General features: G+C 60.9%; 22 protein-coding genes. 18 read left to right on the forward strand and 4 right to left on the reverse strand.

Features of this window, described 5'->3' with window-relative positions; all coding sequences use genetic code 11:
* Positions 1-40 precede the first annotated feature (40 nt).
* On the reverse strand, positions 41-694 hold the full coding sequence (locus HY067_22870; GenBank protein MBI3530799.1) for an ABC transporter substrate-binding protein: 654 nt from the start codon (positions 692-694) through the stop codon (positions 41-43).
* 272 nt (positions 695-966) lie between these two features.
* Here HY067_22870 and ccoN point away from each other — a divergent pair, with 272 nt between their 5' ends.
* From ccoN to HY067_22950, 16 genes are all read left to right on the forward strand, one after another.
* The gene (ccoN, locus tag HY067_22875) at positions 967-2,394 is read left to right on the forward strand and encodes a cytochrome-c oxidase, cbb3-type subunit I (GenBank protein MBI3530800.1); all 1,428 of its coding nucleotides are present in this window, start codon (positions 967-969) and stop codon (positions 2,392-2,394) included.
* Positions 2,395-2,416: 22 nt separating this feature from the next.
* On the forward strand, positions 2,417-3,043 hold the full coding sequence (gene ccoO / locus HY067_22880) for a cytochrome-c oxidase, cbb3-type subunit II (GenBank protein ID MBI3530801.1): 627 nt from the start codon (positions 2,417-2,419) through the stop codon (positions 3,041-3,043).
* A gap of 2 nt (positions 3,044-3,045) precedes the next feature.
* Positions 3,046-3,225: a cbb3-type cytochrome c oxidase subunit 3 gene (locus tag HY067_22885; GenBank protein ID MBI3530802.1), complete on the forward strand. Its 180-nt coding sequence runs from the start codon at positions 3,046-3,048 to the stop codon at positions 3,223-3,225.
* Positions 3,222-4,136 (forward strand): cytochrome-c oxidase, cbb3-type subunit III, encoded by a 915-nt coding sequence (gene ccoP, locus HY067_22890; GenBank protein ID MBI3530803.1) that lies wholly within the window; start codon positions 3,222-3,224, stop codon positions 4,134-4,136. The genes HY067_22885 and ccoP overlap by 4 nt, the downstream gene beginning before the upstream one ends.
* A 19-nt stretch (positions 4,137-4,155) precedes the next feature.
* On the forward strand, positions 4,156-5,601 hold the full coding sequence (ccoG, locus tag HY067_22895) for a cytochrome c oxidase accessory protein CcoG (protein MBI3530804.1): 1,446 nt from the start codon (positions 4,156-4,158) through the stop codon (positions 5,599-5,601).
* Between the two features lie 14 nt (positions 5,602-5,615).
* The gene (locus HY067_22900; protein MBI3530805.1) at positions 5,616-6,122 is read left to right on the forward strand and encodes a FixH family protein; all 507 of its coding nucleotides are present in this window, start codon (positions 5,616-5,618) and stop codon (positions 6,120-6,122) included.
* A gap of 84 nt (positions 6,123-6,206) precedes the next feature.
* The gene (locus tag HY067_22905) at positions 6,207-6,506 is read left to right on the forward strand and encodes a hypothetical protein (GenBank protein MBI3530806.1); all 300 of its coding nucleotides are present in this window, start codon (positions 6,207-6,209) and stop codon (positions 6,504-6,506) included.
* Between the two features lie 78 nt (positions 6,507-6,584).
* Complete coding sequence (locus tag HY067_22910) at positions 6,585-6,764, forward strand: DUF2892 domain-containing protein (GenBank protein ID MBI3530807.1); 180 nt, start codon at positions 6,585-6,587, stop codon at positions 6,762-6,764.
* Positions 6,765-7,037: 273 nt separating this feature from the next.
* A complete protein-coding gene (locus HY067_22915; GenBank protein ID MBI3530808.1) occupies positions 7,038-7,529 on the forward strand; it encodes a hypothetical protein in 492 nt (163 codons plus the stop codon).
* A gap of 191 nt (positions 7,530-7,720) precedes the next feature.
* The gene (locus HY067_22920) at positions 7,721-8,074 is read left to right on the forward strand and encodes a hypothetical protein (GenBank protein MBI3530809.1); all 354 of its coding nucleotides are present in this window, start codon (positions 7,721-7,723) and stop codon (positions 8,072-8,074) included.
* The gene (locus tag HY067_22925; protein ID MBI3530810.1) at positions 8,065-8,604 is read left to right on the forward strand and encodes an SRPBCC family protein; all 540 of its coding nucleotides are present in this window, start codon (positions 8,065-8,067) and stop codon (positions 8,602-8,604) included. The genes HY067_22920 and HY067_22925 overlap by 10 nt, the downstream gene beginning before the upstream one ends.
* 59 nt (positions 8,605-8,663) lie before the next feature.
* Positions 8,664-8,936: a hypothetical protein gene (locus tag HY067_22930; GenBank protein ID MBI3530811.1), complete on the forward strand. Its 273-nt coding sequence runs from the start codon at positions 8,664-8,666 to the stop codon at positions 8,934-8,936.
* Positions 8,937-9,091: 155 nt separating this feature from the next.
* Positions 9,092-11,287: a copper-translocating P-type ATPase gene (locus tag HY067_22935; protein MBI3530812.1), complete on the forward strand. Its 2,196-nt coding sequence runs from the start codon at positions 9,092-9,094 to the stop codon at positions 11,285-11,287.
* Between the two features lie 235 nt (positions 11,288-11,522).
* Positions 11,523-11,741: a DUF2933 domain-containing protein gene (locus HY067_22940; GenBank protein MBI3530813.1), complete on the forward strand. Its 219-nt coding sequence runs from the start codon at positions 11,523-11,525 to the stop codon at positions 11,739-11,741.
* Between the two features lie 16 nt (positions 11,742-11,757).
* Entirely contained in the window at positions 11,758-12,423 is a 666-nt protein-coding gene (locus tag HY067_22945) for an isoprenylcysteine carboxylmethyltransferase family protein (GenBank protein MBI3530814.1), read from the forward strand.
* Positions 12,424-12,525: 102 nt separating this feature from the next.
* The gene (locus tag HY067_22950; GenBank protein ID MBI3530815.1) at positions 12,526-13,884 is read left to right on the forward strand and encodes an MBL fold metallo-hydrolase; all 1,359 of its coding nucleotides are present in this window, start codon (positions 12,526-12,528) and stop codon (positions 13,882-13,884) included.
* A gap of 10 nt (positions 13,885-13,894) precedes the next feature.
* Here HY067_22950 and HY067_22955 read toward each other — a convergent pair whose 3' ends face one another.
* The 3 genes from HY067_22955 to HY067_22965 form a co-directional block, all read right to left on the reverse strand.
* Entirely contained in the window at positions 13,895-14,482 is a 588-nt protein-coding gene (locus HY067_22955; GenBank protein MBI3530816.1) for an NAD(P)H-dependent oxidoreductase, read from the reverse strand.
* 120 nt (positions 14,483-14,602) lie between these two features.
* A complete protein-coding gene (locus HY067_22960; protein ID MBI3530817.1) occupies positions 14,603-15,541 on the reverse strand; it encodes a diguanylate cyclase in 939 nt (312 codons plus the stop codon).
* A 26-nt stretch (positions 15,542-15,567) separates the two neighbouring features.
* On the reverse strand, positions 15,568-15,960 hold the full coding sequence (locus tag HY067_22965) for a TraR/DksA family transcriptional regulator (GenBank protein MBI3530818.1): 393 nt from the start codon (positions 15,958-15,960) through the stop codon (positions 15,568-15,570).
* A 182-nt stretch (positions 15,961-16,142) separates the two neighbouring features.
* Between HY067_22965 and hemN the strand changes: the two genes are divergently transcribed.
* Together hemN and mgtA are read left to right on the forward strand one after the other, a co-directional pair.
* A complete protein-coding gene (hemN, locus tag HY067_22970) occupies positions 16,143-17,537 on the forward strand; it encodes an oxygen-independent coproporphyrinogen III oxidase (protein ID MBI3530819.1) in 1,395 nt (464 codons plus the stop codon).
* A gap of 54 nt (positions 17,538-17,591) precedes the next feature.
* Positions 17,592-20,168, forward strand: a complete 2,577-nt coding sequence (gene mgtA, locus HY067_22975) for a magnesium-translocating P-type ATPase (GenBank protein ID MBI3530820.1) — start codon at positions 17,592-17,594, stop codon at positions 20,166-20,168.
* Positions 20,169-20,205: the final 37 nt, after the last annotated feature.

The following is a 20,205-nucleotide window of genomic DNA, read 5'->3' on the forward strand; positions in this document are numbered from 1 at the left end:
TAGTGGATGAATGTTAGAAAAATGGACGGGAAATTCTCGTCTATTGCTGTTCTGGCCTCAAAACACCCTCTCCCCTCGCGGGAGAGGGCCGGGGAGAGGGGGCCGTTGCGGCGCGGTTCTTTTCCGCCAGGGACCCGATGAGTCCGTTGATGCCGCCGCGCGCGATCTCCTCGCCGAACTGCGAGCGGTAGGTGATCACCAGGCTCACGTTCTCCACGCTGATGTCATACACCTTCCAGCCTTCCGCGGACTTCCACATGGCATAGTTCACCTCGACCGGCTGCGCCCCCGTCTTTTTGAAGCGGGATCGGACGATGACGTCGTTGTCCCCGGCGGATAGTTGCAGGGAATCGACCTGCGTCTCGTGGCCGTCGTAGGCGTCGATCGCGGCCGAGTAGACACGCGTGATCAGGGTGCCGAATTGCGCGACGAGCGCTTCGCGCTGCCGCGCGTCCGCACTACGCCAGGCCCTGCCCACTGCGAGCCGCGTCATGCGCTCGAAGTCGATATGGGGAAGGATCTTCTGCTTCGCGAACGCGAGGGCCTTTTCGCGGCTCTCGCGGTCGCCGGACGGGGTGTTTCTGATGGCGGCGAGCACATCGGTGACAACATTCCTGACTAGCACATCGGGCGCGAGGCTTTGGTCTTCTGACGAAACGGGAAAGGCCGTCACGATCAGGATCGCCGCCGCCAACCTGACGCGCCGAGCGCTCCATCGAGTCCAGTCAATTGCGGAAATGATCTGTCGTCTCCGGGCTTCGGACGCCGCGGCGCGGTCGGGCCCGGCGGCATGGGCCCATGAAAATCGATTCGGCGCAGTCGCTGTTTGATCTATGTCAATTCCGGTCCGGATTGCCGCGGCTAGCATGGCGTCGCTGCCGTTGGCAGGTAACAAAGGATTGAATCGGCGTTGATCCTGCCTGCATTGCGGCTGTTGGGGTTTCGTCTTAACTCGAGGGAGCACGTATGCAGGAGCAAACGACTTACAACTACAAAGTCGTCCGGCAGTTCGCCATCATGACGGTGGTGTGGGGGATCGTCGGGATGACCGTGGGCGTGCTGCTCGCCGCGCAACTCATGTTCCCCGACCTGACTTACGGCATCCCCTGGCTGTCGTACGGTCGCTTGCGTCCATTGCACACCAACGCCGTGGTGTTTGCCTTCGGCGGCTCGGCGCTTTTCGCGACCAGCTATTACGTCGTGCAGCGCACCTGTCACGCGCGCCTGTTCTGCGACAGGCTGGCCGCCTTTTCTTTCTGGGGCTGGCAGGCGGTGATCGTGGCGGCCGCAATCACGCTGCCGCTGGGCATCACCACCTCGCACGAATATGCGGAGCTGGAATGGCCGATCGATATTCTCATCACGCTGGTGTGGGTGGCGTATGCGGTGGTGTTCTTCGGCACGATCGCCAGGCGCAAGGTGCCCCACATCTATGTGGCCAACTGGTTCTTCGGTGCTTTCATTCTCACGGTTGCGCTGCTGCACATCGTCAACAGCGCCGAAGTGCCGGTGAGCCTGTGGAAGTCGTACTACGTGTACGCGGGCGCACAGGATGCAATGGTCCAATGGTGGTACGGGCACAACGCCGTGGGATTTTTCCTCACGGCCGGCTTCCTGGGAATGATGTACTACTTCGTGCCGAAGCAGGCTGGACGCCCGATTTACAGTTACCGGCTGTCGGTCGTGCATTTCTGGGCGCTGATATTCACCTACATGTGGGCGGGCCCGCATCACCTGCACTACACGGCATTGCCGGACTGGGCGCAGTCGATCGGCATGATCTTTTCGCTGATCCTGCTGGCGCCCTCCTGGGGCGGCATGATCAACGGCATCATGACGCTGTCGGGCGCGTGGCACAAACTGCGCACCGATCCGATCCTCAAGTTCCTGATCACCTCGCTCTCTTTCTACGGCATGTCCACTTTCGAGGGGCCGATGATGTCGATCAAGACGGTCAACTCCCTGTCCCACTATACCGACTGGACCATCGGGCACGTGCACTCCGGCGCGCTGGGCTGGGTAGCGATGATCTCGGTGGGCAGCCTGTACTACATGATCCCGCGTTTGTACGGACGCATCGAGATGTACAGCATGCGGCTGGTCACGCTGCACTTCTGGATCGCGACCACCGGCGTGGTGTTGTACATCGCGGCGATGTGGATTGCGGGCGTAATGCAGGGTCTGATGTGGCGCGCGGTGAACGTCGACGGCACGCTGACCTACACCTTCGTGGAAAGCGTCAAGGCGACCTATCCGTTCTACGCCATCCGCCTGCTGGGTGGCGTGATGTTCCTGGGCGGCATGTTCGTCATGGCCTACAACACGTGGAAGACGGTGCATGGTGCCAGGGCGGTGGACGCGCCGGTACTGGCTTCCGTCGGCGCCCACGCCTGATTCTTACAGGGGAAAACCAATCATGGCTACGCAATCCGCATCCGGCCACGAGTTCATCGAGAAGAATATGACCTGGCTGATCGTTCTGGTCATCCTGGTGGTGAGCGTCGGTGGCCTGGTAGAAATCGTACCGCTTTTCTTCCAGCGTTCCACCACTGAGCCGGTGGCCGGCATGAAACCCTACACGGCGTTGCAACTGACGGGGCGTGACATCTATATCCGCGAAGGTTGCAACAACTGCCACAGCCAGATGATCCGGCCGCTGCGCGCCGAGACGGAGCGCTATGGCCACTACTCGGTGGCGGGAGAGTCCGTCTATGACCATCCGTTCCTGTGGGGCAGCAAGCGTACCGGTCCTGATCTCGCGCGGGTGGGCGGCCGTTACAGCGACGAATGGCACCGCCAGCATCTGAATCAGCCGCGCGATCTGGTGCCCGAGTCGAACATGCCCGCCTATCCCTGGCTGGCGCAAGCCACCGCAGACGCTGAGCTGATCGAGACGAAAATGAAAGTGTTGCGCAGCGTCGGTGTTCCGTACTCGGAAGAGGACATCGCCAGGTCGCGCGATGATCTCAAGGACAAGACCGAGGCCGACGCGCTCATCGCCTATCTGCAAGGCCTCGGTACCGCACTGAAAGGAGTGAAGTGATCATGGACCCGGTGACTGGATTTCGAGTCGGCTCGACCCTCCTGATGTTGCTGATTTTTGCGGGCATCGTGTGGTGGGCTTATGGCGGCAGGCGCGGCGCGCGGTTCGACGTTGCCGCGCACAGCGTGCTGCAGGACGACGATGCGCCGGTTTCGCTGCGTGGCGACGGGAGAGAAAAGTGAGCGACTTCAACGGCGAATTCTGGACTGTCTACATCTCGGTTATCACCGTGGCCAGCGTTCTGGCCTGTACCGTGCTGCTGTGGACGCTTTCCACGAAGCGCGTTACAGCGGGGCGCACGGCCGACGTGACGGGACACGTATGGGACGAAGACCTCGAGGAGTACAACAATCCGCTGCCGCGGTGGTGGATCTGGCTGTTCTACCTCACGATCGCGTTCGGCGTGGCTTACCTCGTACTGTACCCCGGACTGGGCAGCTTCCCGGGGCTGCTCAAATGGAGTTCGCGCGGCGAATACGAAGCCGAACAGGCCAAGGCCAGGGAGACGTACCAGCCGCTCTACGCCCGATATGCGGCGATGTCCATTCCCGATGTCGCCCGTGATTCGCAGGCGCGCGAAATGGGTCAGCGGCTGTTCCTAAACTATTGCGCGCAGTGCCACGCATCGGATGCGCGCGGCGGCAAGGGATTTCCCGATCTGACGGACCAGGACTGGCTCTACGGCGGGGATCCGGAAACGATCGTGGCCACCATCACCAACGGCCGCAAAGCAATGATGCCGGCCTGGGGCAAGATCGTCGGCGACGAAGGCACCCGGAATCTCGCGCACTACGTGATATCGCTTTCGGGTGGCGCGCACGACGAGTTGCGCGCGGCGTACGGCAAGGAGCTATTCGCCGCCAACTGCGTCGCCTGCCATGGGCCCGAGGGCAAGGGCAACCCGGTTCTCGGTGCCGCGAATCTGACCGACAAGATCTGGCTCTACGGCGGCAGCAGTACTGCGCTCGTCGAAACCATCGGCAAGGGCCGCAACGGCGTGATGCCGGCCTGGGGCGAATTCCTCGGGCCCGACAAGGTGCATATCGTTGCGGCCTACGTGTACGGCTTGTCGCATCCGGCCGGCGGCCAGTGACCTCCTTCGGCGAGCTTCGATGGTGAAGATGCAGGCGCACGTCAAGCTGACACCGGTTCCAGCACCCGAGGCCATGGAGCAGGCGCTTTATGAAGTCCGCAAGAAGATCTATCCGCGGGCGGTGCACGGCGCATTCGCCGCCTGGCGCTGGATCTTCGTGCTGCTCACGCAACTGGTGTTCTATGGCGGCCCATGGCTGACCTGGAACGCGCGGCAGGCGGTGTTGTTCGATCTCGCGGCCCGCAAGTTCTATATCTTCGGCCTGGTGTTCTGGCCGCAGGACATCGTCTACCTCACCGTTCTGCTGGTCATCTGCGCCTACTCGCTGTTCCTGTTCACTGCAGTCGCCGGACGGCTGTGGTGCGGCTATGCGTGCCCGCAGACGGTTTATACCGAAATCTTCATGTGGATCGAGCGTAAGGTGGAGGGCGACCGCCTCGCGCGCATGAAACTCGACAAGCAGCCGCTGTCCGCGCGCAAGTTCAGCCTGAAAGGCGTCAAGCACGGCCTGTGGATCGCCCTGGCGCTGTGGACCGGCTTCACGTTCGTGGGTTTCTTCACGCCGATTCATACTCTCGGCAATGAAGTGCTGAACCTGAGCACCGGCCCATGGGAGTCGTTCTGGATGTTGTTCTACGGCTTCGCCACTTATGGCAACGCCGGCTGGATGCGCGAGCAGGTGTGCAAATACATGTGCCCGTATGCGCGCTTCCAGAGCGTAATGTTCGATCCCGACACGCTGATCATCACCTACGACCGCGAACGCGGCGAGCCGAGAGGCACGCGCGCCAGGAGCGCAGACCACAAATCAAAGGGTCTGGGCGACTGCGTGGACTGCGGCATCTGCGTGCAGGTCTGTCCCACCGGCATCGATATCCGTAACGGCCTGCAATACGAATGCATCGGCTGCGCCGCTTGCATAGACGGATGCGACCAGGTGATGGACAAGATGGGCTACCCGAAGGGGTTGATCCGTTACTCCACGGAGAACGCGCTCAAGAACCATCTGCCGACGCAGGGGACGCTGAAGCGCATATTCCGCCCGCGTGTACTGATCTACAGCGCCATCCTGTGGGCGATCATCATCTCGACACTGGTGACGCTGTACCGGCGCGTGCCGCTCAAAGTTGACGTCATCCGCGATCGGGGAAACGTCATGCGCGACGCGGAAGACGCCGATGTCCAGAACGTTTATCGCCTACAGATCATGAACACGCAGGAAATAGAGCGCGATATGCGCATCAGCGTAAGCGGGCTCGACGGCATCGAGATCGAGGGTGTATCAAGGCCGATTCGCGTTGCGCCCGCGTCCTCGCTGATGGTGCCGGTACGGGTGGAAGCGCCGCGCGCATCCGGCAACAAGGGCTCGAACCGCATCCTGTTTACCGTGGAAGCGACCGATCCGGCCCATCCCGACAGCGCGCCGCTCAAAGTGGAAGAAAAGGCGAGCTTCGTCATCCACTGAAGAAAGAACCGGTCATGAACCAGAACGCGATCATCCATCCAGTCATGCCGTGGTACCGGGAGCCGTGGCCGTGGCTCCTGATGACAGGGCCGGCCATCGCGGTCGTCGCCGGTTTCGCCACCCTGTATATCGCCTTCAGGAATGCGGACCCGCTGGTGGTCGACCAGTACTACAAGGAAGGCCTGGCGATCAACCGCGTGCTGGAACGCGATCGCATCGCATCGCTGCGCGGCTATCGCGCAACGATCGTCCTGAACGAAGAACGCACGCTCGTGCGCGTGCGGATGGCTGGGGAAATGCTGCCGGCAGAACTGCACCTGCATTACATCCATCCCACGAAATCCGGGCTCGATCGGGAATTTTCCGCACAACAGATCCAACCCGGACTGTATCAGGGCTCCGTGCAGCTGGCGAAGGCGGTGCGATGGAACGTCGAACTCGAAGACGTGCAACGGCAGTGGCGCCTGACCGGGGGTTGGAATCCGGCCGATGACAGGTTCGTGCTGGAGCCGCGAGGCTGAGGCGGGGCTGACAATGCGACGCGGACTATGCACGGGTTCGACGGCAATCTCGCATGACGTCTCTGCGCGGCAGAGGAGCGCAGGATGAAAAGTCTCACATTTATCTGGATCCTGTGGCCGTCCTTCATCGTCGCCGCGCTCGCCAATGCGGTGTTCTTCACCGTGTTCGATCCACAGGAACTGATCGCTTTCGGCGAACCGATCGCTGGCAGCCGTACCGCCATTTATTCGATCGGTTTTTTCGCCTTCTGGGCGGTGACTGCAGCGAGCAATGCGATGAGCGGTTTCTTGCGGAGAACATCGGCAGAAGTCAACCAATGCCCGCTTGAACCGACGCAGCGATCTGCCGGCTGCCCGAAACGGGAGGAAGGCGGCTGCGGATAATCGCGTTGCGGCGAGCCGCAGGCGGCCTGGGATGCAAACCAATTTTCCACATAATTTTTTTACAGCGAGGTTCGACCGATGCCAATCAATGTACAGACGCCAGATCGCCTCATCCGCATCGCAGTTGGAATCGCGCTGCTCGGCACGGTGTTTTTTGTTTCCGGAAACTGGCGTTGGGCGGGGCTGATCGGCCTGGTGCCGCTTGCCACCGGACTTGTCGGCTGGTGTCCGCTCTACGCATGGCTGATGCGGGACTAAGAGTGGCGGCCGGCATCCGAGACAAAGCCTTATCGGCCGCCCGGTATAGGGACGCCATTGATATAGCCTTGACTTAGGTCAATCCTTCGGGGCCGGACCGGCGTTACATTTCTTTGTACTTCGCCCTGGCGGAGCGCTTCAAGGACCGTTCGCCTTCCGCGCGCGAACTGCTGGATCGAGCCTATGCGCAGGGCGAGCTGTCGAGGGTCGAATACTTGAATAAGCGCGACGACCTGGCCGGTCGCTGACAAGATTATCCAAAGGAGAGTTCAAATGAATACGTTCACGCTTTCGATCTTCCTGGCTTCCATGCTTGCCGTACCCATCGCGCAGGCCGCAGACGAAGAGGATCACTCGGCTTACCATCCGGGCGCCGGCCAGGAGCAAGCTGCCTCCGCGCCGGACGACAAGGCTGCCGGAATGAAGATGGACAAGATTCAGGAAAGAATGAAAAAGATGCAAGATCTGATGTCGAAGATCCAGTCGACCGAGGACCCCAGGGAGCGCCAGAAGCTCATGGAAGAGCACATGCAATCCATGCGTGAAGGTATGAAGATGATGCGCGGCATGGGCAAGGACATGATGGGCAAGAAGGAGAAAGGCGAAAATCCCACGGGAGACGGCACCGATAAGGGCGGCATGATGGGAGGCATGATGATGAAGAAACACCAGATGATGGCAGACCGCATGGACATGATGCAGAAGATGATGGAGCAGATGATGGAGCACGAGGCTGCCGAGCAGAACATGGAACGCGGAAAATGACCTGCGTGTGATTCCGAAGGCTCTTGTTCATATAGGCCGTCCGCGAGTATCCAATGCGGAATACGGCAAACAGATGCATAGCAAAAGCCTTGCTCGGGCACGCATTGCTATGGGCGGGATTATCGCTTGCGTTGAATCTCGTGTGGGAAGTCGCGCAACTGCCCCTTTACACGATTGCTAGGGATCCTAGCATGGCGCGCATTGCATATGCGGTTCTGCACTGCACGCTGGGAGACGCGATCATTGCCGCGGCGGCTTTCGTACTCGCCGGATTCGTTCTCCAAGATGCCGACTGGCCTTCTTCCCACCCATGGTCGGGCGGGGCAGTCGCGACAATGTTTGGGCTCGCCTACACGGCGTACAGCGAGTGGTACAACGTTTACCAGGCCGGTGCTTGGGCTTACTCGGCGCGGATGCCGCTTGTCTTCGGGATCGGCCTTGCACCGCTGCTTCAGTGGCTCGTCGTTCCGGTCGCGACACTCTTGATCGTGCGTGCCTGGCATCGCACTCATGCGCATAAGGCGTCGGGGGCGACATGCTTGTAGCCGACGCTTCAAAGAATGACCCGGTGTCCCTCGTCCTACCTTTTCACTTCGAGTGCAGCGTTGTGGTGAACGCTCCGGCCGAGGCCGTTTTCTCGCGCTTGGACGATCCCAAACTCTTGTCGGCCCACATGAGCCGTTCCTCGTGGATGATGGCCGGCTCGCGAATGGCGCTCGAGCTGGATGCTTCTCAAGGCCGCGCCGTAGGCGCATCGATCCGCATGGGCGGCCGAGTGCTCGGGATTGCGCTTTCGCTGGAGGAAATCGTCACGGAACGAAATCCGCCGCGGCGAAAAGTATGGGAGACCACGGGCACGCCAAAACTCCTCGTGATAGGCCATTACGGGATGGGCTACGACCTGACGCCGCAGGGCAATTCTTCTCTGCTTCGAGTCTTTATCGACTGGGCTCTACCTGAAGCAGGGCTTCCGCGTTGGCTCGGTCGAATGTTCGGCGGCTACTACGCACGGTGGTGCACGCAGCGCATGACCGGCGATGCCGAAGAGCATTTCCGCACCGCCGGACAAGGTTGATGAAGTTGTCGGCAGGACTATCGTAACTCAACCCTTGGAAAAGAGATGCTATGGCTAACATGAATCCCTGGAAAACCGGCGTCACGCTCGCGGTGACGCTTGCGATCGCCTACACCGTATGCGCAATCGCCTACGCGCTTGCGCCGGAACGCGGGATCGATTTCATGAACGCTCTGTCTCACGGTCTGGATTTTCGCAAGCTCGTAACGGCCGAGCCTTTCACATTCTTGATGTTTGTCTACCCACTGTTCGTTTTCGTCGTGTGGGGATTCCTGGTTGGCGCGCTCTACGCGTGGTTGCACAATCTTCTCCACGGCGGCGCGAATCACTGAACGGAATGGTCAATCGAACATAAGTATCGGAGAGTACGTCGATGGATATGCCGCGCCACGAACATTCGCGTCACGATCACGGACAGCCCGGACATGGTAGTGCAGCCGCTCTTTCCGGAACTGCGGTGAAGCCTGGCGCGATCTACACCTGCCCCATGCATCCCGAGATCCAGCGGGCCGGTCCGGGGGGCTGCCCGAAATGCGGCATGACGCTCGTCCCCCTCGTTCCTGCCACACCGGCGGCAGCCGAATACACCTGCCCGATGCATCCGGAGGTCCGCAGCCCCAAACCAGGCAACTGCCCCAAGTGCGGCATGGCGCTCGTGCCCGTCGAGGGAGCAAAGGAAGACGACGCGGAGCTGCGCAACATGACGCGCCGCTTTTGGGTCAGCGCCGTGCTGACGGCGCCGCTCGCCGTCATCGCGATGGCGCCGTATTTCGGGATCAAGGAACCGTTCGGAGTGACCGCGCACGTGCGGATGTACCTCGAGCTCGTGCTCGGCACGCCGGTCGCGCTGTGGGGAGGCTGGCCGTTTTTCCGGAAGTTCGCGCTCTCGATCAAGAACCGTAGCCCGAACATGTACACGCTGATCGGGCTGGGCGTGGCGCTCGCCTACCTGTTCAGTCTCGCGGCGGTGTTTGCGCCCGGACTTTTCCCGCAGGAATTTCAGGAAGACAGCGGGCAGGTCGGTGCCTACTTCGAGGCAGCCGCGGTCATCGTCACGCTGGTGCTGCTGGGCGAGGTCATGCAGTTGCGCGCGATCGGCCAGACGAGCCGCGCGATCCGCGAGCTCCTGGCGCTCGCGCCCAACACGGCGTTGCGCGTCGAATCTGACGGACGGGAGATAGAAGTGCCGCTGTCCGACGTGCAGGTCGGCGACAAGCTGCGTGTGCGCCCAGGGGAAAAGGTGCCCGTCGATGGAACTTGCGTGGATGGGTCGTCCAACGTGGACGAATCCATGATTACGGGCGAACCGGTTGCCGTGCCAAAGAAACCGGGCGACAGGATGACCGGCGCGACGATCAACGGCAAAGGTACGCTGATCATCCGCGCAGAGCGCGTTGGTGCCGACACGCTGCTCGCGCAGATCGTCCACATGGTCGCCCAAGCCCAGCGAACGCGCGCGCCCGTGCAGCGCCTCGCCGATCTCGCAGCCGCGTACTTCGTGGAAACGGTTATCGCGATCGCAATCCTGACCGCGCTGGTCTGGTGGTTCTTCGGTCCCGAACCCAGACTTGCGTATGCGGTGGTCAATGCGGTGGCGGTGCTCATCATCGCCTGTCCTTGTGCGGTGGGCCTTGCGACGCCAATCTCCATCACGGTCGCGATGGGGCAGGGGGCAATCAACGGAATCCTGTTCCGGAACGCCGAAGCCGTGGAGAAGCTGCGCGAGATCGACACCCTCGTCGTGGACAAAACAGGCACGCTTACGCTCGGCAGTCCGCGGCTCGTGGACCTCGTCGTCGAGCCGGGGATCACAGAGAGCGAGGCGCTTACACTGATCGTAAGTCTGGAGCGCGCGAGTGAACATCCGCTTGCTCAGGCCATTGTCCAAGGCGCGGAAGACCGCGGCCTGCGTTTGTCTACCGTTGAGAAATTCGAGTCTGTCACCGGTCAGGGCGTGCGAGGAGAGGTCGGCGGCCGGAAGGTCGCGGTGGGCAGCCGCCGATTCATGGAATCACAGGGCACCGTAGCTGCTTCGCTCGCCGACAGGGCCGATGCGCTGAGGACCCAAGGCAAGACCGCGCTCTATGCCGCGGTGGACGGACGCACAATCGCGGTGGTCGCTGTCGCCGATCCAATCAAGATAACGACCCCGGAAGCAATCAGGGCGCTGAAATCCGAAGGCGTGCGCGTCGTGATGCTGTCGGGCGACTCGCGCAAGACCGCGGAAGCAGTCGGCCGACAGCTTGGCATCGATGAAGTGATCGCCGAGGTGTTGCCCGAGCAGAAGGTCGACGCCGTCAAGGCGCTGCAGGCGCAAGGCCGCACGGTCGCAATGGCGGGCGACGGCATCAACGACGCGCCGGCGCTTGCCCAGGCGAACGTGGGCATCGCGATGGGCACCGGGACGGACGTGGCGATCGAGAGTGGAAGCGTGACGCTCGTCAAGGGCGACCTGCGCGGCATCGTCAAGGCGATTCGCCTGTCGCGCGCCACCATGCGCAACGTGAAGCAGAATCTGTTCTTCGCCTTCGTCTACAACGCGCTAGGCATCCCGATCGCAGCAGGCGTGCTTTATCCTTTATTCGGTTTGCTCCTGTCGCCGATCTTTGCCGGCGCCGCCATGGCGATGAGCTCGGTCTCCGTAGTCACCAACGCGCTTCGGTTGCGGCGCGCGAAACTGTGATGCGCGAATACCACTACGTATGGCTGATCTGGATCGCTTTCATCGCATTGCGCTCCTTGCCCCTTTCGTTGCGTTCGGCCTGTATTGGAGGCGTATACGAGCATATCACCTGGAAACGCAGCATCCACAGGGCGCAGAGCCCTTCCCACCCATCGCCCAGGACCCGCATGAGACCGCACCCCACGGAGGGAAAACCTTGAATCACGACCATGACAACCTGCAGAACAGATCGCCCATGACTTACGTTTTCGTTGCATTTATTGCAATCGCAGCTTTTTTCCTGCTACTTGAGCATCGCGCGCATGTCTTCGGCGTCCTGCCTTATCTGCTCCTGCTCGCGTGTCCTCTGCTGCACATGTTCGGACACCGGCATGGCGGACACGGCGGGAGCGATACCAAGCCCGAGCGGCAGCCGGGCGAAAAGAATGCCGAACCGGCAGAACATCCCCATTAGTCGAAACGGAGATAGCATGGAACACTCAAATTCAATCCCCGCCTACGGACTCTGGCCGTTGGTAATCATTAACTCGCTCGTGTTTATTATCTTCGCTTTCAGCTTTACGAAGCCGCAAAGCGCGCGCGACTGGCGCTCCTTCGGGGCGTTTTCCGCTTTCATCGTTGCATTGTTCACCGAAATGTACGGGTTCCCGCTCACCATCTATCTTCTGTCGGGCTGGCTCGGCAGTCGCTATCCCGGCGTCGACTTCATGACCCATGAAGCCGGTCATCTCCTCGAAACCTTGTTTGGTTGGCGCGCCAATCCGCATTTCGGCCCGTTCCACCTGCTGAGCTTTGTCTTCATTGGCGGCGGATTCATGCTGCTCGCCGCCGCATGGGACGTGCTGTACAAGGCACAATGCGCCGGAACATTAGCGACCAGCGGCCCCTATGCCACCATCCGTCACCCGCAGTACGTTGCGTTTGTGCTCATCATGTTCGGCTTTCTGCTGCAATGGCCCACGCTGCTCACGTTCATCATGTTTCCGATCCTGTTGATGATGTATGCGCGCCTGTCTTTCAACGAGGAACGCGATGCCAGGGCTCGCTTCGGCGAGGAGTACACACGCTATGCAGAACACACGCCGGCTTTCCTTCCTCGTGTCGGCTGCAAAGAACACATTCAGCCGTTGCGCTAGTGCTTCGAAGTCGATGGAACCAGCCTCAGGACATCGCTCTCGCCGCGTTGCGTAGGAACGTACCGATTCCATCTACCGTTTCAAACGGCAAGATCAGTGAACATGCAGCTTACATTTCTTGGTGCGACCGGAACGGTGACTGGGTCCAAGTACCTGATCGCCACCGACGCCAAGCGGGTTCTCGTGGACTGTGGCTTATTCCAGGGCCTGAAGCAGCTCCGCCTGAGAAATTGGGAGAAACTTCCCATCGATCCAAAAGAGATCGACGCGGTCATTCTCACGCATGCGCATATCGACCACAGTGGCTATCTGCCGCTGCTTTCAAAGAAAGGATTCTCGGGCAAGGTGTATTGCAGTACAGCCACCCGCGACTTGTGCGAGATCCTGCTGCCCGACGCGGGACATCTTCAGGAAGAAGAGGCGGAATACGCCAACCGCAAGGGATTCTCCAAGCATTCCGCCGCGCTGCCTTTGTACACACAGGAGGACGCCGAGCGCTGTCTGAAACTGCTTGCACCGTTCGAACTCGAGCGTGACATCGATCTCGGCGACGGGATCAGCCTGCGTTTCTCGCATTCCGGACATATCGTCGGCTCCTGCTTCGTTCGGCTCACGCACCAAGGCAAGTCGATCGTCTTCACCGGAGACCTCGGCCGCTCAAACGACATCGTGATGAAACCGCCGGTGCACGTCGTGAAAGCAGATTACCTCGTGCTGGAATCCACTTATGGCGATCGGCTCCATGGCGTGCAAAACCCCGAAACGCAAATGGCGGACATCATCAACCGGACTGTTAAAAACCGTGGCGTGGTCGTTATCCCGACCTTTGCAGTCGGGCGCGCGCAGGAGCTATTGTACTACATTCATCTGCTCAAGGCATCCCATGCAATTCCAGACGTCCCCGTCTATCTGAATAGTCCGATGGCAGCGGATGCCACACGCATTTTCCATAACCATCCGGGGGAGCATCGTCTCACGCCGCAGCAATGCGAAGATATGTGCCATACGGCCAAGATCGTCAACAGCGTCGAGGAGTCGAAGCAGCTCAATAACAAATCAGGGCCCATGATCATTCTCGCTGCCAGCGGCATGGCAACCGGCGGACGCGTCGTCCATCACCTCAAGGCGTTTGCGCCGGATCCGAAGAACACCATACTCTTCGCCGGTTTCCAGGCGGCGGGCACGCGCGGCGCAACCATACTGAGCGGCGCGGATAGCGTGAAGATCCACGGACAGTACGTGCCGGTGCGAGCGGAGGTACAGATCCTGTCGAACGTTTCAGCCCATGCGGATTATGCTGAAATACTCGAATGGCTGGATCACTTTGAAGCAGGGCCCAGACAGACGTATGTTACGCACGGCGAACCGGTGGCGGCGGACGCATTGCGTCACCGGATTGAAGAGCGCAAAGGTTGGCGTTGCGAGGTGCCCGACTACCGGGAACTGGTCGATCTGAACTAACAGTTGGGAATCATCTGCCCGCGCCGCCCAGCGCGCGCATTTTGCCGAGCCATTTCTCCCGCTTCGCGCCGTTCGGGCTTTCGACCAGGCCGATGAGATTCTCGCTAATGGGGCCGATGCCGCAGAAGCCGAGTATGTTGCGTTTCAGGCTTTTGAGGCTGTGCGCGCCAAAATACCAGCGATACAGAAATGCCGGCATGCCCATCGTCACGACAATGCGGGCGGTTTTTCCGGACAGCAATTTCCTCCAGGACTTGCCTGTGTCGGATTTCGAGATGGCGAATCCTGGCCGGAAAACCTGCTCGAGAAACGCTTTCAGAATCGCGGGCATAGAGCCCAGCCATAGCGGATAGACGATCAGCAGATGATCGGCCCACCCGATCATGCCTTGCGCTTGTCGAATCGACTCCGACGGCGTTCCGTTTTCCCAGTCCTCCTTGCGACGCAATAGGGAAAAATCGAGCGTCGCCACAGTCAACGTCTTGACCTCATGTCCGACCTGCGCGGCGCCTGTCGCGTAGGCATCGGCGAGGGCACGTCCGAAATGATTGGCTTGAGCATCAGGGTGGCCCAGGATGATCGCGATACGTCTCGCCATGGTGGTGCTCCTTCAAATAAAGGGGTGAGTGAACAACAGGATTCGGTGCGCGATACCACGCCGATTTTCCCCGTCCGGTCGATGCGGTCATTGACATCGATCAAGGACTGTGCGCGACGGTCAGCTATGGCAAAGAGTAGGGTCGTAGAGCTGGTAGTTGCCGCGTCCCCGGCTCTTCGCCAGGTACATGGCTTTGTCTGCATTTCTCAACAGGTCGTCGGGACCTTCGCCGTCAGTGGGATAAATCGCAATGCCGATGCTGACGCTGGTTTGAACTTTCCGGCCTTCCAGCAGAAACGGCTGCGAAATGGAGTGAAGCAGTTTGCGCGCGAGGGACAGGGCCGCTTGCGGATCGTTGAGGCCGGTCTGAAGTATCGCGAATTCGTCCCCGCTCAGCCGTGCGACCGCGTCGGTGGTCTTGCGCACGGCAGCACCCAGCCGCTCCGCGACCGCTATGAGCAGCCGATCGCCTGTTTCGTGGCCGAAGGTGTCATTGATCAGCTTGAAGTTGTCCATATCCAGGAACAGCAACGCGAGTGGGTCCAAGCTGTGCTTGGATCGCGCTATGGCCTGCTGCAGGAGATCCAGAAAAAGCACACGGTTGTACAGGCCGGTGAGAGCGTCGTGGTATGCGAGAAAGTGTTCCCGCTGAGCCTCCTGTTTGCGCAACGTAATGTCGTGTTGGATGGCAACGAAGTGGGTAACGGTGCCCATGTCGTCCCGCAGCGGCGTAATGACTTCGTCCGCGGTGTAGAGGTTGCCGTCCTTGCGCCGTTCGACGACTTCGCCGCGCCAGACCCGGCCCGCAAGAATGGTTTGCCAGAGTTCACGATAGAACGATGCATCGTGACTTCCCGATTTCAGGAAGCTCGGTGTCTGCCCAACTGCTTCCTGTGGGGAGTATCCGCTGCGTTCGCTGAACGCTTCATTGACCCAGACGATACGGCCGGTATGGTCTGTAATGAATATGGGATCGGCGGCCGTGGCCAAGGCTTTCGCCAGCAGCTCCTGCTCGACCGGCTCCCGGGAATTCTCACTACGAGGCGTCCGCGTATGCATCGGTGAACGGTGGCGGCGCGATTCATTCAGAGTTTTGGCATCGCCGGATGGGCGTGAGTGTTTTCATGAATGCGCTGGCAGTCGACGCAGCGCGAAACCGCAGGTTGAGCGCGCAACCGACGGTACTCGATCTCCTCGTGGCAATCGACGCATTTTCCGTAGCTGCCGGTATCGAGCCGGGCCTGGGCGGCTTCGAGCTCCCGAAGTTCGCGCAAATCGCGCGAGAGTTCCGCATTGTCGAGATCGACGATCTGATCGGCCACGGGTGCATCCCCGCTGTCCAGGTGCCCTCCCGCGAGCATGTCGGCCGAGTCGTCGCGTGCGCGCGACGCGTCCGCACGAATTTCAGCGGCCAGCGCCACGCAACGGCTTGCCACGATACGTTTCAATTCGTCCAACTGCTGCCTGCTCAAAGCCACGGTGGGCCTCCTTCGATAAAGGGGTTTTCGTTAGTCCGGGTCGGCCGCCGTGCCCAGGCTCGCTGTCAGTTTGCCCTCCTTTCGGGCTGCCGGATTGATCCAGATCAAGGCGTCACACTGGAGTTCGGCATAGTCTCAATCCAATTGCCGCGGCAGGGATGTCACTGATGAACATATAAACGATGAACCATCCTTCTTCCGAGCTGGTGATCGATCCGGTGCTGATCCGCAAATACGATGTGAGCGGACCGAGATACACGTCTTACCCCACCGCGGACCGTTTTGTCGAGGCATTCGGCGAAGGCAGGTACAAGTACTGGCTGGCCAGGCGCAACAACGGGGCCATAAGCCAACCGCTCTCGGTGTACGTCCATCTCCCGTTCTGCAGTACCGTCTGCTACTACTGCGCATGCAGCAAGGTGGTGACGCGCGACCGCGGAAGGTCGGCGAAGTATGTCGAGTACCTCGAGAAGGAAATCGGACTGGTGGGGAGTGTGCTCGAAGGCGACCATCGCATCAGCCAGATGCACTGGGGCGGCGGCACGCCCACCTTCCTGGCGCGCGAAGAAATGCGCGCCTTGTGCAATGCGATCAATGTGCCGTTCGATCGCAGCGCCGATTGCGAGTGCTCGATCGAAGTGGATCCGCGCAGCGTTGAGCCGGGCATGATGGCGTATCTCGCCGAACTCGATTTTAACCGGGTTTCCGTCGGGATACAGGATTTCGACACGGCGGTGCAGAAGGCGGTGCATCGCATCCAGCCCGAAAGCGTGACGCAGCGCGTGATCGAAGAAGCACGCGCGGCCGGCTTCAGATCGGTGAGCCTGGACCTGATCTACGGTCTGCCGAAACAGACTCTCGACACTTTCAATACGACAATCGACCAGGTGCTCGCGCTCGACCCCGACCGCATCGCACTTTACAGCTATGCGCATCTGCCGACCAGGTTCAAGCCGCAGCGGCGCATAGCCGCAGCCGAGTTGCCTTCGGCCGAGACCAAACTGCAGATTCTGACGCTGGCGATCGGCCGCCTCACCGGCGCCGGATATCTCTACATCGGCATGGATCATTTCGCCAAACCCGCGGACGACTTGGCGGTGGCGCAACGCCAAGGACGTCTGCAGCGCAACTTCCAGGGCTACTCGACGCGTCCCGAATGCGACATGCTGGGCTTCGGCGTTTCCGCCATCGGGCGCGTCGGACCCACTTATAGCCAGAACCTGAAGGATCTCGATGGTTATTACGCCGCACTCGATGGCGGACGTTTGCCGGTGGCGGGCGGCATCGTACTGACCAGTGACGATCTGGTGCGGCGTGCCGTCATCCAGGCGCTTGCGTGCCAGTTCCGGCTGTCCTTCGAATCGATTGAGTCCGATTACCTGCTGGACTTCCGCAGTTACTTCGCGCCGGAACTGCAGGATTTGAAGCGGATCGAGCAGGACGGGCTCGTGGAACGGCGGTCCGATTCGATCGTGGTGACGCCAAAGGGCAGGCTGCTGGTGCGGATCGTGTGCATGGTGTTCGATCGCTACCTACGAGAGGGCCGGCAGCAGGCGAGTTACTCGAAAGTGATGTGAGGCGGGAGCTGCGGCGGGTGCGTTGCCGACAATTCATATTTATTCAGGTCCGCCATGAAAGCCAAGAGCAACCCGGACTCCGTTCACCGGTCGTGCCTGGGACCGTCCGCTCCGGAAGACGGTATGGACACCGGGCCGGAAGGTCTCAGTTCTGCACAGGCACGCGTCCGGCTGAAACGCTACGGTCCGAATACGTTCCGGGACACGGAGGCGCATTCGCTCACGGTGGAATTCCTCAAGCGCTTCGGCAATCCCCTGATCGTCATCCTGATTGCAGCGAGCCTGATTGCGGGGCTGACCGGGCAGCTCGCCAGCTTCGTGATCATCGTCGTCATGGTGGTGGCGAGCGTCACCCTGGATTTCACGCAGGAGTACCGGGCGCACCGCGCATCGGAGCGCCTGCGCAAGTCCGTGCAACTGCACGCCGCCGTGGTCCGCGGCGGAGTGGTTCACCGCATTAGGGTGAGCGGCGTCGTCCCCGGCGATCTTGTGCTCCTGGCTGCCGGCAGTCTGATACCGGCGGACGGAATGCTGGTCGAGGGGCGCGACCTGTTCGTGAACCAGTCCATCCTGACCGGTGAATCCTTTCCAGTGGAAAAGCGCGCGCGAAACCTCGCCGCCTCAGACGGGGAAAATATGCGCGACAGCAACGCCCTCTTCATGGGCAGTTCCTTGATCAGCGGCACGGGAAGAATGCTTGTTTGCCGAACCGGTAGCAGTACGGCTCTGGGGAAGATCGCTCATTCTCTTGACGTCACGCCACCTCCGACCGCCTTCGAGATCGGCACGCGCCGGTTCGGCATGCTCATCATGCGGCTTACACTGATGATGGTGCTGTTCGTGCTGCTGGTGAACACGGCTTTGCACAGACCTCTGTTCGAATCCTTCCTGTTCGCGCTGGCGCTTGCCGTCGGTCTCACGCCGGAACTGCTGCCGATGGTGGTTTCAGTGACCCTGTCCAGGGGCGCGCTGAGCCTCGCGGGCAAGGGCGTGGTGGTCAAGCGCCTGGCCGCAGTACAGAACCTCGGCGCCATGGACGTGCTCTGCACGGACAAGACCGGCACGCTGACCGAAGCACGGATTCATCTGGAGGGACACGTGAACTTCGCGGGCATGCAAAGCCCGAAGGTATTCGAGCTCGCTTATCTCAACAGCCATTTCGAAACCGGAATCAAAAGTCCGCTCGACGCCGCGATTCTGGAACGGCCCGCGCCGCCGATCGGCGCGTGGCGCAAGGTCGACGAAGTCCCCTTCGATTTCGAGCGCAGGCGGGTCTCGGTGCTGCTGGACGAAGGCGATGTGCGCGTTCTGATCGTGAAGGGCGCACCCGAGGAATTGTTGCGCCTGTGCTCGCATTATCGCGCGGACGAGTCCGGAGGCGTGCGCACATGTGATGGAGAGGTGCGGGTTCTGGCCCGCCGACAGCTCGCTGCGCTGGAGAACCAGGGCCAGCGGGTGCTCGGCGTGGCTTACCGGGAACTGCCGAAGTCGCATGAGCACGCCGCGGTGGGCGATGAGGCCGAACTCGTATTCGGCGGCTTCGCGGTGTTTCTCGATCCGCCGAAACCGAGCGCTGTGGCGGCGCTTTCTGCGCTGGCCGCGAGCGGCGTGCAGGTCAAGATTCTGACCGGCGACAGCGAACTGGTCACTGAGCATCTTTGCGCAACGCTCGGCATCGCGGTTGTAGGAACCCTGACCGGCGCCGAGATCGAGCGCATAAACGACGATGGCCTCGCCGCACGCGCGGAACAGGCCAACCTTTTCTGCCGGGTTTCCCCGGCGCAGAAAAACCGCATCATTCTTGCCCTGAAGTCGCGACGGCACGTGGTAGGTTATCTCGGCGACGGGATCAACGACGCGCCGGCCCTGCATTCTGCGGACGTCGGCCTGTCGGTGGAGGGCGCGGCCGACGTGGCCAGGGAAGCGGCCGACATGATTCTCACCCGGCACGACCTACGCGTCCTGCACGACGGCGTGCTGGAAGGCCGCCGCACATTTGCCAACGTGCGCAAGTACATCATGATGGGCACCAGTTCGAACTTCGGAAACATGTTCAGCATGGCGGCCGCGTCGGTCTTTCTTCCTTTCCTGCCCATGCTGCCGGTGCAGATCCTGCTCAACAACATCCTATACGACATCTCGGAAGTGCCGATACCGCTGGACCGCGTGGATGAGGATTCGATCTGCAGGCCCCAGGTCTGGGATATGCGGTTCATCCGCAACTTCATGCTGGTGATCGGTCTGGTCAGCTCGTTGTTCGACTTCCTCACGTTCTACGTCCTGTTCGCGCTCATGCATGCCGGCGAGGCGTTGTTCCATACCGGCTGGTTCATCGAATCCCTGGTTAGCCAGGTACTGGTGATATTCGTCATCCGCACACGCGGCAGTCCGTTCGCCAGCGCGCCCAGCCGCACGCTGACCGCGACCTCTCTCGCAGTCGTGATGCTCGCGTTCGCCTTTCCCTTCCTGCCGTGGGCGCGCGATTTCGGATTCGAAACGCCCGCGCCGTGGTTCTGTGTCGTCCTTGCCGTCCTGGTGGTGGTTTATCTGCTCGTCGTCGAAATGGTCAAGCGCCTGTTCTATCGCCGCATGAACGCCGCGCGCGATCCAGCGGCTGCGGTGCGGGCCTAGAAACGCCAGCCCGCGTCTCAAGGCGCGTTCTGCAGCG

Source organism: Betaproteobacteria bacterium, from assembly GCA_016194905.1.
In the GTDB taxonomy this organism is placed as follows: Bacteria; Pseudomonadota; Gammaproteobacteria; order Burkholderiales; family JACQAP01; genus JACQAP01.